The following is a 12,207-nucleotide window of genomic DNA, read 5'->3' as shown; positions in this document are numbered from 1 at the left end:
ATGACATCCATCGGATGCACGACCTTTGAAAAGATTCGATTTGGCATTATCCCGCAGCTCGTTTCTATCTTCCTATCGATAACAATTTATCGGTTCGATATGAATTTGCGGGAAGCCTCCATCCTGGGACTCGTCGGAGCAGGCGGTATCGGGGCTCCCCTCATCTTCGCCATGAATTCCTATCGATGGAACGAAGTAGGCTCCATATTGATTGGGCTGATTTTGCTTATTTTAATGGTCGAATTGATTTCCAACCGTTGGCGGCAGCAACTCGTCAAGGGAGCATAATGACCTCTGAACGGTGCATGTAGCACGCCAGAAAACCGGAAATCCTTTTACTTCCCCGCAATCAATAACGCCCCATTCCCATTAGGATGGGGCGTTATTGGTTACGTATGGTTCCTCATCAGCAGAAGAAGAAACCAGTCAATTTAACAAATCCAACTGCCACGAAACACCAAACCGGTCGTTTACCCAGCCGAACTTTTTGCTGAAACCGTAGTTATCCAGAGGCATGAGTGCTTGTCCGCCTTCAAGCAGATTTTCGTAAAGATGGACGAGCTCTTCCTCCGTGTCACAAGTGAGATAGATGGAGAAAGAAGGCGTGAACGTAAACTGATGTTTCACATGGCTGTCAATACACATGAACTCCTGTCCATTCAAGGCAAATACCGCCTGCATTACCGTGCCTTCATCCCCAGGTCCCTCCGCCCCGTAGCGGGCCATGCGTACGATCTCCGAATTTTTAACTAGCGATGTATAAAACGTCATCGCCTCCTCCGCCTTGCCTTCTTGGAACATTAAAAAAGGGAGTACTTTTCCCATAATTCTTCGTCTCCTTCCTATTTTATATGTCATTATATACCGAAATGAACTAAGTCTTTCTGTTCTCTGGCTGCCTTGTCGATCAAAGCAGCCAGTGCCTGAAGTTCGTCCGAGTGATGAAAACAATCCGAACTAACGATAATTTCACGGAATACAGCCAATGACTCCTCTGGAATCAAAGTAATGCCACAATAGGCCAGTCCATATTCCGGCCGGTCATACGAATGAAAATAAGTTTTCATACCGGCTAATGCATCAAGCAATTCACTCATTATCTCGTCATCAACCGGAATGCATTGATATCGCTTTGGATTATATTCGATATACTCTTTTGACTTGTCCTCATCTAGAAAAATGCCGAACTCATGTACACAGGCCATATTGATCCTCCCCTTCTATTGACGGCCGGGCAAAGTAGTAGGACGATCTTACGTACGATGCAAGATACTCCTATTGTACCCGGAATTTTAAAATCAGTTCATTCCATTTTTGCTTTGTTGCAGCAATTTTGATTGTCCAGTACGCTCCCATTCTTCGACAGTTTGATAGGCCGCTTCAGGAGTATAGCCCTGCCCGACGAGAACGCCCATGAGGATGAATTCTTGTAGTATATGATTGGCCGGAATCCCTCTTCTTACGTCCTCCAGCCCTTCTTGAACTAAATAATTCGTATACATGACCCATTCGTCTGGTGTCTGTGGTTGTTGATCCGCTGCCGGGGAACTTGCTCTATTCTCTGTATACAGGAAATTGTACAGCGTGGCATGTTTTAATTCATCGGTCAATATTTCAAATACAACATCACGATATTCGGTATAGGGTAGCCCCGCCCGTATGATACGGTATTTTTCCATTGCCTTTAATTCGCCGAATAACGCCTTTTTAATTCCTTCAATATAGGACGCGGGCGGGACGAACTCCTCCTCAGGCCCCATGGGTACTTCTTGCCCCGTCAGCTGCTCATACATTTGGCGATACAATTGATTGTGCCGGATTTCATCATTCCGAATCGATGTGATGATATCCTTTTGCTCCGCATTCGGTGCTTTGGAAATCAGATAATCATAAAACAATTGATCTTCCCGCTCACCTTGGACTGCCTCAGCCATTAATTGTAAGGACCTCTGATAAGCTTGCTGCTGCGCATAATCATATCCTTGGTAATAATCCATTTGTTGCACGCTGATCCTCCTTCGCATTCATCTCATTAAGATATGAAGTGCAATCTCAAACTGTGCCATTGTCTCCCCCAATGCGAAGTGCTACTGACCAAGGTTATAAAGTCACAATCGGAAAAAACGTCGCTTTTAAAAAAACACCTTCTCGTCGATTTCAACGGAAGGTGTTTCGAATGTACAATCCTATTATTTTATCGTAAACGTGTTTAATTTTTCTTCCAAGCTTTTCACTGCTTGTGCAAGCGAGTGTGATGACTCCTCCATCATTTTCATGGATTGCAATTGTTTTTCGGTTTCAGATGTCAATTCGTTGAAAATGAGTAAAGAGTTTTGAGAAGCGCCGGCAATTTCAGTTACAGTCGCATTGACTTCCTCAGAGCTGGCAGACATCTCTTCATACACCGCGGAGGATTCTTGAATTTCCCCACTTACCAACTTGGTTGATTCAACGATTTGATTGATAATCGTTCCGACATTGTCGATGACTTGCACACCTGCCGCAGTTTCTTTTGTCCCTTTTTCCATTGCCTCTACAGCATGCTTCGTATCGACTTGTGTTAACTCAATGATATGGACGATTTCCGTTGCCGCCTTCTTCGATTGTTCTGCCAGCTTACGAACCTCGTCCGCGACAACCGCAAATCCTTTTCCGGCTTCACCTGCTCTTGCCGCCTCAATCGCTGCATTTAACGCCAGCAAATTGGTTTGTTCCGTGATATCCGAAATAACCGAAACAATTTGTCCGATTTCTTGTGAACGTGTACCTAGCGTTTCTACAATTTCGGCAGAATTCCCAACGGTTTGATTGATTTGTTGCATTTGGTTCACTGCTTGTTCAATTAAATCTTTGCCGTTTTGAGTTAATGTGAGTGTATCTTCCGACTTCATTGCAATGGTAGAAGCAGATTCAGCTGCTCGTTGAATACCGATTGCCATCTCTTCCATTACCCGTGCACTTTCCTCAGAACTTGCTGTTTGGGATTCCAAACTTCCAGCCACTTGATGAATCGACTCGGAAAAATGAGTAGACGATTCAACCGTATCCTCCGCAATCTTTAAAAATTCAGTGGAGGATTGATACACCTTGTCAGTTACAAGATGAGCCTGCTGAATAAGAGAGCTTAACGTTTCTGTCATCGTATTAAATTGCTGGCTTAACTCACCTAACTCATCATTGCTTTCTACCTGAATTTTTGTAGTAAGATCGCCATCACTCACTTTCCCAATGGCTGTTTGTATAGATTTGATAGGAGCTAGTAATTTTCTTGAGCCAAAATACTGTAGCAGCAATACAACAAGCAGCGAAATACCAATTCCGATCGACAACCAAGTCAAAAATTTATATTTTAATTGGTTCATAATACTTGCGTCTAAATCGACAGCAAATACAGCTGTTACTTCACCTTGATCATTAAAAATCGGTACCAAAGCCGCTTGCCAGGTTCCAAACTCGTCTGTATAGATTTCGGAATAGGATGCCTGCTTCTTAGAGACGGCTTCCTCCAAAGCTTCGGCTAACAGTTCACTGGAAAACACATCTCCAGGATATAATTCATCTTCTATATTATTTGTCGGGACGGCTAATAATTTGATTCCCTTCTGTTCATCGGCAAAAGCCGGATCCATTATGTATCCTTGAGAGACAGACGATTCATTCGCAGCCAGATGATCCAGATGCTTAATTAACTTTTGCTGGATCTCGCTGTTGACCTCACTATTGGATTTAGCCTTTTCAACATCCTCGATATCTATCGTGCTTGCCCATAGCTGCGCAATCCCGCCAGCCCGCTCATGGATTACTGTTTGCACAATTTGATTGTTCAGCATATAACTAATCACACTTGTACATAAGCCCACTAAAACCACCGTAATAAAAGATAAAAGCAAGTTCTTTCCTAGTAATGTTCGTTTCCTGTTCATGTTCTCCTCCGTTTATATGTAATAAATACTTTCATACCTTTTTATTGACCTCCACTCTCACAGCCGAATAGTCCTTTATAGCCAAATTAAATTATTATAGTTATTTATATCTTTAGTATGAGTATTTATTAATATTTTACTATTTTAAAATGATATAAGTCTATATATTTTTATTAATTTTCTTATATATTTTTCCTATAAATGAGTAATAAAAGCTTACTTCCTTTGTTTCTAAGGGATTCCACACAAAAAAACCCACTAACGTCTCCCACGCAAAACAACTCTCCCTCAAAGCGCAGGCCAAATTTTCCTCCTTAAAATTTCAATTTAATATACAATTATAGTACATTGAATAAACAGAAGGTCTCCCATGAAGAGAGAGTCAAGATCCGTTGGGAGGTCATAGAAAGTTGGAGGTTGCCCGAGATGAATAAATATCTGTTATTAACGGACCATGTATACAACTATATTGTCGAACAGATCAATAACGGTGAACTGATCGCCGGAAGCAAAGTAAATGAAAGTGCCATCAGTGAGAGCTTGAAAGTGAGCAGAACGCCAGTCCGGGAGGCATTGATTCAGCTTTCAGCGGACGGTTTGCTGGAGAATGTGCCGAGGAAAGGATTCATTATTAAGAAGCTGACGAAGGAAGAAGCGAAGGAGACTTTCTTTATCATTGGCGCATTGGACGGCTTGGCTTGTTCCCTGGCAGCCCCCTTTCTCACCGAGAAGCATTATAAAGAGATGGAGTTCTACATTCAAAGCATCGATTTGGCCATTAACACGGAGAATTTCGCAATGTATCAAAAAATGCAGGAAGCGTTTCATCACGTATATTTATCGCTTTGCCCAAACCGAAGTTTAGTCAATTTGCTGCTTCAGCTGGAGCGAAAATTTCTAAAGAACATGGATGGGTTAGGAGAACCGGAGTTTACGAAGCAACGGCTCACGGAGACAAATAATGAGCATAGAAGAATGATCGAACTGTTTCAGGCCGGTAAAACCGCCGAGTTGGAACAGTATATGAAAGACGTCCATTGGAATGTTGAAAAAGCAGAAATCATCCCGTTATAATGTCATATGAATCCCTTACTAGCAAGCTCCAAGCCACTTGGATGCTTGCTTTTCTTTTCCCCTTTCCGCGCATCGCACCTTTTTTAATTGCGACTTTCTCAACTACTAAAAACTACTTTTCTGAAACGATTTTTTTATTGAAAATCAAAAAATATAATGTACAATATACAATATGCATCACAAGAAGAGTTTTTCTCTTGTGAAATATAAATCATCATAGGGGATGTTACAAATTGAATAGTCAAAATTATGAATTAGCCGTTAACCTAAGACATGAATTACACCAACATCCTGAGTTGTCTAATGAAGAAGTTTGGACAAAGCAACATTTAATAGATTTTTTGCAAACGCATACATCCAATCTTGAAATTATTGATAAAGGGACATGGTTTTATGCAATTTACCGGGCTGGAGAAGACAAACCGAATATTGCGTTCCGCGCTGATTTTGACGCTCTGCCAATGGATGAAGTAATCGATGTGCCTTGGGCATCCAAGTTCCCAGGCAAAGCGCATAAGTGCGGTCATGACGGCCACTCTGCAACACTTGCAGGGTTTGCGCTCGAGGTAGATCAATTAGGTGCGGATAAAAACATCTTCTTTCTTTTCCAGCCTGCCGAAGAAACAGGCGACGGAGCGATTCAATGCGTTGACCTGATCAAGGATCATCAAATTGATGAGATTTTCGCCTATCACAATATGAGCGGTCTTCCTTACAAAACAGTTGCTCTGAAGGACGGCACTCAATTTTGCGCATCTAAAGGCATGACGATCCATATGGAAGGCACACCGGCCCATGCCAGCCAACCAGAAACGGGGATCAATCCATCCTTCGCCATTGCAGCCATTGTGAATGAAATTCCGAAGTTCATTGCTGAGGATAAAAACAAAGGGCTAGTCCTTTGCACGATTGTTCAAATCGATATAGGCGAGAAAGCATTCGGCATCGCCGCTTCGAAAGGCGATCTTCGCATGACGATTCGTGCTCTATACGAAGAAGAATTGGATACACTCCAAGAGAACTTGGAAAATTTTGCGAAGGAACAAGCGGAGCAGTACGGCTTGCGGGTCAGCTTCTCGTATAACGATGAGTTCCCAGAAACAGCGAACCATAAAGAAAGCGCAGATAAAATGCGGCAAGCGGCAACGGATAAAGGAATGGCATTTCTTGAATTGGAAGAAGCGTTCCGCGGTTCCGAAGACTATGGCCATTTTACGAAGTTGACGAAAGGCGCCTACTGCTTTATCGGCAACGGCGAAGATTATCCAAATGTTCATACACACGAATTTGATTTCCGAGATGAACTGATTGAAACCGGTGTAGAGCTATTTAAGGGGTTAGTAGGCTTATAAAACATATAGACAGAGGAATTGGGAGGAAATGACATGTCAAAGAAAGACAAACCAAAGGGGATCAATTTCCCACACGTTTATATTATGTTTCTACTCGTTATGTTGCTAGTAGTGGCACTCTCTTGGATTGTGCCAAGCGGCCAATATGAACGTGTGGTAGATCCTGATACAGGGATCACGAAATTGAATACAGAAGTGTTCCACTATGTGGATACAGAAAAACCGATCGGCTTCATGGACTTTTTCGCCGCCTTGCATAAAGGGGTTGTCCAGTCCGCTGACATCATCGTCATGCTGCTTTTTGCGAGCGGTGCACTTTACATTCTTGAAAAGTCAGGAGCAATTGCAGCCGGTATCCATAAATTGCTGCGCATTGCCGGCGGAAAAGAAAAGCTGATCATCATTGCCTTACTCACGCTCTTTACCATTATGGGAACAATCGGGTTTGGTGAAGGCGGCATTCCGTTCATCCCACTTGCGATGGCCGTCGTCATGGGAATGGGGTATGACCGGATCACTGCATTCGCTACATCCACTGTCGGTCTTGCGATCGGGTTCACTGCTGGCGTCGTCAATTTCTACACAACAGGCGTCAGCCAATCGATTGTCGGATTGCCGATCTACTCTGGTCTCGGTTTCCGGATCATTTCATTAATTGTTTTCCTAGCCATCTCGGTCATTTACATTTTGCGCTATGCGAATAAAACAAAAGCAGATCCTACGAAGAGCATTGTTTTTGAGGAATATAAAGCACAACTGGAAAATACGAAAACAGCTGAGTATGAAGAAGAAGAGTTCACTTGGTCCCGAAAGCTTGCTCTGCTCGGATTGGTTGCTGTGCTTGTCGGCAGTGCATTTGGTGCCATCAAGCTTGGCTGGGGCATGCCCGAACTTTCTGCTGTCTATGCCATCTATGCGGTCTTCCTCGTCATCATCTTGCGTTTGAATCCGAGTGAAGCGGCTGAAACGTTCGGAACAGGTGCAGCAAGGCTCCTTCCAACAGGACTCGCGATCGGGTTTGCCCGTTCTGTCATGATTTTGATGGATCAGGCTCAGATCATCGACACGGCCGTCCATTCTTTGTCGGGATTACTAAGCAACACAGGTTCTATCATTACCTTGCTCGTCCTTTTCGTCGTCGTCATCTTCTTCAATTTCTTTGTCGTATCGGGCAGCGGAAAGGCGATGATTTTAATGCCGATCATGGGACCACTAGGGAAAATACTCGGCATCAATCAGCAAGTGATGGTCGTTGTTTATCAATTCGGAGACGGATTCACGAACTACTTATGGCCGACTTCAGGCGGATTGATGGCGGCACTCGGCATGTCCAATGTAAATTATGCCGACTGGGTGAAGTTCTCCTTGAAGCTCTTCCTATTGCTGCATTTCGCTGCGTTCATTTTAATTATCATTGCCAATTATATTGGGCTGGGACCAGCGTAACGGCTGCGGCTCCAACTAAACGAATTATTATCACTAGCTCATTGAATTAGCTAAAAATAAGGGGATGTCGACATGATCAATCTATTTGAAGAATCGAAGGCATACGAAGAACAAATCATTCAGGATCGCCGCTATTTGCATCAGCACCCTGAGATTGGATTTGATTTGCCGAATACCCAAAAATATATCCAGCAACGGCTTGAAGAAATGGGCATCGCCTATAAGCAATGCGGGAAAGTGCCGCCTGAAGTACGAAAGAAATATGCCAGAGCTGGATTTGCGGATCAGGAACAATGCACAGGTGTCGTCGCAACAATTGGACAAGGTTCCCCTTGCATCCTTCTCCGCGCAGATATGGATGCCTTGCCGATCCACGAGGAAGTGGAGTCCGAGTTTACATCTAAAGTCGATGGCCGGATGCACGCTTGCGGTCACGACTCCCACGTGGCCATGTTGCTCGGAGCAGCCCAGCTGCTGAAAAACCATGAGGCTGAACTACAAGGAACGGTCAAATTATTTTTCCAGCCAGGCGAAGAATGGGGCTACGGTTCGAAATTAATGATCGATGACGGTGCATTGGAAAATCCGAAAGTAGATGCAGCATTCGGCATTCACATCATGCCCGATCAGGAAGCCGGCACACTGTCGGTCACCAAAGGAACATTATCACAAGCAATGGATACGTATATTGTCGATATCCAAGGCAACGGCGGACACAGCTCGCAGCCGCATAAAACAATTGATGCGAATATGATCATGAACCAGCTTTATACTAGCTTGAATTTATTAATGACCCGTGAAGCCGATCCGAGCCAAAGCGTGACGTTCTCTGTCGGTTCCATGAGTGGCGGCACTGTGACGAATGTCATTCCGGACAAGGCAGTGCTTAGCGGCAATATGAGAAGCTATGATCAGAAGACGCGCGACCATCTTTGTGTACGTATTCCGGAAATGATCGACCATGTCGTCAAAGCATGGCGCGGTGAGTACAGCACGACGGAATTCCACACGCCAACAACGTACAATGACCCAGATTTCGTGGACACTATCACTCCGTTCCTGGAGCAAGTAGTAGGAACAGAAAACCTGGTGGATCTAGGGGTTCTCAGTGGCTCTGAAGATTTCTCGTACATTTCTCAAGCCGTTCCTTCCGCATTTGTCATATTAGGGACAGGCAAAGAAGGCGAAGCGCCGGTTCATAACCCCCGGATGAAGCAAAACGAGGATATCTTTAAGTACGGAGCGGCTCTGCATGCGAGTGTGGCATTGGGCTGGCTATCGTCTCAACAAAGGTAAGTCTATAAAGTGGATATGATGACGGAACCCAATTCCTTATTGCGCGGTAATTGGGTTCCGTTTTATTCTTTCCCATGTTGAGGGAGCATATTTCCTATGTAAGTCGTTATATCTTATAATGAAAAGTAGAAACCAATACACTAGGCATCAGGTAAGAGCAGCGTCAGCATAATATGCTGCCATTTCATCTAACATTTAATTGATTCCTATACGGAGAAGGCCACGGCAAATGATCGTTTGTTTGTATAGCTAGTAACTTATAGGCGTAAAATGAAAGTACGATAGGTGAGACGTTTTCGATTGATAGCGTCATGACACGAACCTAGCAGTGTCATAGGTGGAAAATTACTATGAGATACGAGGGATATACATTACTATGGATGCGATCATCGAGCTTTTCCGAAAAAAAGAAGTAAAGCGCTTCGTCATTTTCATTATGATCATCATACTGCTCTACAGTGTTCGAAGTATGATGAATCTCATTCTCTTGACTTTCATTTTCACATTTCTATTGAACCGGCTCGTCGAATTCACGGCCGCCCGGGTCCGACTGAATCATAAACTGATTGTCATTCTAATTTACACATTCATCGTCGGTCTGCTTACCGTAGCCGTATTGAAATACTTTCCGCTCATTTCGTTTGAAATTAGTCAGTTGGTCACGCAAATTACGTTTTTCTTTACGCACGCGCAAGGACATCCGCTGCTCAGTAATCTGGAAACCTTTATTTCCATTGATAAGATTAATTCGTATATCGCCAATGGGTTCTCATTTGTCGTGAAGTATTTCTCGGATATAAGTAAAATCAGTGTTCAAGTGATGATTGCATTGCTCTTAAGCTTGTTCTTCCTGCTGGAAAAACCGCGTTTGATCGAGTTTACGAATAAATTCAAGCATAGCAAAATCGCGCCCTTCTATTATGAAATTGAATTCTTTGGGAAAAAGTTTTCCCGGACATTCGGAAAAGTAATTGAAGCGCAGTTCATCATTGCGCTCGTCAATACGTTTTTGTCCATCATCATACTGACGGTTCTCGGTTACCCGCAAATCGTCGGATTGGCGATTATGATTTTCTTCCTCGGGCTCATCCCCGTCGCAGGAGTCATCATTTCCTTAATTCCTTTGACGATTATCGGCTTTACAATCGGCGGCGTCCTGACAGTCATTTATTTGTTCATTGCGGTTATGGTGATCCATGCGATTGAAGCGTACATTTTGAATCCAAAGCTCATGTCGTCCAAAACCGATCTGCCTGTCTTCTACACATTCGTCGTGCTCATTTTCTCCCAAAATTTCTTCGGCGTCTGGGGACTGATCATCGGAATCCCTGTTTTCGTCTTCCTGCTCGACATTTTGGATGTGACAAACAAGGAACCTAAGCAAATAAATGAAATAGCAAAAGACAAGAAGGATGTATGATGTCCTTCTTGTCTTTTTTCATTATTTGATTTCAACACTCACATTGCCCGTGATATAGGAAGGATACCCGGCTAATGGAAGCTTAAGTGGATTTGTGTAAGCTTCGTCCGGCAAATCAAATCCAATGCTAATCCGATCTTCTTCTTTTCTAGAAAAATATCCAGACATCATGCGAAGTTCTTTTCCTTGGGCATCAATGATTGTGGAGAATGGATCGTGGTGATACCCCTCTTCCCCTCTTAATTCAAATTCTACATAACCTCCTCTATGAACTGTCATATTTCTGAATCTTTTATCCTTCGGCTGACGGATAATTTCCTTTTTATCCGTATCGATGATAATAAAAGCATCCTCCCGATCCATCGCCATCAGCTTGTTAAACTTCAAGGTCAGATGATCCGTTTGCCTAAAATAGTTACTTTGCAAGTAGTAGGTCATCACGTTGGGATTATCCGATCCTCTTGCGGTTACTCCATTTTGAATGGAAGTCCAGACCTCCCCTTTTTCATCCTCCAGGCGCAAATCTTCAAAGCCAAAAATTTTCATTGTATTCTCGGCATCATACTCCACTTCAATTGCTGTTTTGAGCGAACCGATGGTAATGGACCGTATGTGGATTTTCTGTCCCTTCACTTCTACCGTTTCGTTGATAATATACTGTTCTTTCTTAATGGGCTTTAACTCAATTTTGAAAGGTATTTGTATCGTTTCGCTTGCCTCTTCTTCATCTTTAGAAAAAGTATATTCAATTAGTAGTTCGTCAGTTGGTATCTTTGTTTCAAATTCGAGTTCTGCTGTATGAGTTAATTCCGGATAATTGAAGCTGTAAGAGCCATTTTTAGAAATTGGGACACCATTTTGATCTAACACTCGAACGCTGCTGAATTGTATTTGATTTGAATTTTTCTGTGCTGCGGATGAAAATATTATCAAACCATTTTCATCCGTTATAAGTCCTTCAAGTGTCACTTTAAAACTTTTAGATTCTCCGCTTACCCCTATGGCCTGATAATGTTCATTTTCAATTGCCATCTGCAAGCCTTTATTGTCTTGAATCATATCCACAATGACAGACATACCTGGAATTGAAGCAATCGCATTCGCAAATACCGGGGAGACGCGTATGGAAGTGATAAATGTCAACATCAGGACAGCTGCCGCCACAATGGTCCATAGCCCCCGTTTCCGAACCGTTCGTTTCGCTCGCTTGTCTCTCGCCCGATGAAATCCTTTTAAGATGGCCGTTTCTAGCGGCACCTTCGGAATCTCTTGTTTCTCAATGGCTTCCTTCCACTTTTCCAAGTTTTTTTCATCCTCATGCACGGCGTCCCTCTCCCCTCTCCTCAAAAAATGCCCGCAGCGATTTTATCGCCTTATACAATCTCGTTTTTACGGTGCCTTCCGGCGTCATTGTCATATCCGCTATATCTTTAATTTTAATATCATGCAAATACTTCATATGGACCAATTGACGATCCTTTTCGGACAAATGGCTCAACGCTTCCTCCACTTCCAGATAGGTGAAGTCATCACTGATTCCTTTTCCTTGTATGACATCCTCATTGAACACAAAGCGTTTCTTCTTCTGGAGAACATCATGGCAGTAATTCATCATAATTCGGATGAGCCACGTCTTCGCATATTCCGGCATGCGCAGTGTGCTGATTTTCTCATAGGCACGAAACGTCACTTCCTG

The 12,207-nt window shown here is 43.3% G+C and carries 12 protein-coding genes; 6 read left to right on the top strand and 6 right to left on the bottom strand.

Annotation, left to right across the window (positions count from 1 at the left end; genetic code table 11):
• Nucleotides 1-288 (top strand): PhnE/PtxC family ABC transporter permease (locus NCCP2222_RS19075; RefSeq protein WP_375709222.1); only part of this gene is annotated, 288 nt, incomplete at its 5' end.
• Between the two features lie 138 nt (nucleotides 289-426).
• Here NCCP2222_RS19075 and NCCP2222_RS19070 read toward each other — a convergent pair.
• The 4 genes from NCCP2222_RS19070 to NCCP2222_RS19055 form a co-directional block, all read right to left on the bottom strand.
• Nucleotides 427-825, bottom strand: a complete 399-nt coding sequence (locus tag NCCP2222_RS19070) for a VOC family protein (RefSeq protein WP_248513973.1) — start codon at nucleotides 823-825, stop codon at nucleotides 427-429.
• A gap of 32 nt (nucleotides 826-857) precedes the next feature.
• Nucleotides 858-1,205 carry a short-chain dehydrogenase gene (locus NCCP2222_RS19065; RefSeq protein ID WP_248513972.1) on the bottom strand — a complete coding sequence of 116 codons (348 nt, stop codon included), beginning with the start codon at nucleotides 1,203-1,205 and terminating at the stop codon, nucleotides 858-860.
• Nucleotides 1,206-1,298: 93 nt separating this feature from the next.
• Nucleotides 1,299-2,006 carry a ferritin-like domain-containing protein gene (locus tag NCCP2222_RS19060; protein ID WP_248513971.1) on the bottom strand — a complete coding sequence of 236 codons (708 nt, stop codon included), beginning with the start codon at nucleotides 2,004-2,006 and terminating at the stop codon, nucleotides 1,299-1,301.
• A gap of 183 nt (nucleotides 2,007-2,189) precedes the next feature.
• Entirely contained in the window at nucleotides 2,190-3,923 is a 1,734-nt protein-coding gene (locus tag NCCP2222_RS19055; protein WP_248513970.1) for a methyl-accepting chemotaxis protein, read from the bottom strand.
• Nucleotides 3,924-4,349: 426 nt separating this feature from the next.
• On the opposite strand from NCCP2222_RS19055, the gene NCCP2222_RS19050 reads away from it, so the two are divergent.
• The 5 genes from NCCP2222_RS19050 (at nucleotide 4,350) to NCCP2222_RS19030 (ending at nucleotide 10,511) form a co-directional block, all read left to right on the top strand.
• Nucleotides 4,350-4,997 (top strand): GntR family transcriptional regulator, encoded by a 648-nt coding sequence (locus tag NCCP2222_RS19050; RefSeq protein ID WP_248513968.1) that lies wholly within the window; start codon nucleotides 4,350-4,352, stop codon nucleotides 4,995-4,997.
• Between the two features lie 233 nt (nucleotides 4,998-5,230).
• Complete coding sequence (locus NCCP2222_RS19045; protein WP_248513967.1) at nucleotides 5,231-6,349, top strand: M20 metallopeptidase family protein; 1,119 nt, start codon at nucleotides 5,231-5,233, stop codon at nucleotides 6,347-6,349.
• A gap of 33 nt (nucleotides 6,350-6,382) precedes the next feature.
• Nucleotides 6,383-7,795, top strand: coding sequence for a YfcC family protein (locus tag NCCP2222_RS19040; RefSeq protein ID WP_248513966.1), 1,413 nt, complete (start codon nucleotides 6,383-6,385; stop codon nucleotides 7,793-7,795).
• 72 nt (nucleotides 7,796-7,867) lie between these two features.
• Complete coding sequence (locus tag NCCP2222_RS19035; protein WP_248513965.1) at nucleotides 7,868-9,091, top strand: M20 metallopeptidase family protein; 1,224 nt, start codon at nucleotides 7,868-7,870, stop codon at nucleotides 9,089-9,091.
• A 376-nt stretch (nucleotides 9,092-9,467) separates the two neighbouring features.
• A complete protein-coding gene (locus tag NCCP2222_RS19030; protein WP_248514004.1) occupies nucleotides 9,468-10,511 on the top strand; it encodes an AI-2E family transporter in 1,044 nt (347 codons plus the stop codon).
• 21 nt (nucleotides 10,512-10,532) lie between these two features.
• Here the strand turns inward: NCCP2222_RS19030 and NCCP2222_RS19025 are convergent, their stop codons facing one another.
• Nucleotides 10,533-11,813, bottom strand: coding sequence for a DUF4179 domain-containing protein (locus NCCP2222_RS19025; RefSeq protein ID WP_248513964.1), 1,281 nt, complete (start codon nucleotides 11,811-11,813; stop codon nucleotides 10,533-10,535).
• A gap of 13 nt (nucleotides 11,814-11,826) precedes the next feature.
• Nucleotides 11,827-12,207, bottom strand: a 381-nt coding sequence (locus NCCP2222_RS19020) for an RNA polymerase sigma factor (RefSeq protein ID WP_248513963.1), incomplete at its 5' end; no start/stop codon positions are given.

This window comes from Sporosarcina sp. NCCP-2222 (genome assembly GCF_023168145.1).
Taxonomy (GTDB): domain Bacteria; phylum Bacillota; class Bacilli; order Bacillales_A; family Planococcaceae; genus Sporosarcina.
The sequence above is the reverse complement of the archived record's forward strand: the minus strand, read 5'-3'. Positions and strand labels throughout refer to the sequence as shown.

What these genes read in the sequence shown, in the direction of transcription:
- NCCP2222_RS19070 (WP_248513973.1), bottom strand. Translation starts at nt 825, where the DNA reads ATGGGAAAAGTACTCCCTTTTTTAATGTTCCAAGAAGGCAAGGCGGAG.
- NCCP2222_RS19065 (WP_248513972.1), bottom strand. Translation starts at nt 1,205, where the DNA reads ATGGCCTGTGTACATGAGTTCGGCATTTTTCTAGATGAGGACAAGTCA.
- NCCP2222_RS19055 (WP_248513970.1), bottom strand. Translation starts at nt 3,923, where the DNA reads ATGAACAGGAAACGAACATTACTAGGAAAGAACTTGCTTTTATCTTTT.
- NCCP2222_RS19050 (WP_248513968.1), top strand. Translation starts at nt 4,350, where the DNA reads ATGAATAAATATCTGTTATTAACGGACCATGTATACAACTATATTGTC.
- NCCP2222_RS19040 (WP_248513966.1), top strand. Translation starts at nt 6,383, where the DNA reads ATGTCAAAGAAAGACAAACCAAAGGGGATCAATTTCCCACACGTTTAT.
- NCCP2222_RS19035 (WP_248513965.1), top strand. Translation starts at nt 7,868, where the DNA reads ATGATCAATCTATTTGAAGAATCGAAGGCATACGAAGAACAAATCATT.
- NCCP2222_RS19030 (WP_248514004.1), top strand. Translation starts at nt 9,468, where the DNA reads ATGGATGCGATCATCGAGCTTTTCCGAAAAAAAGAAGTAAAGCGCTTC.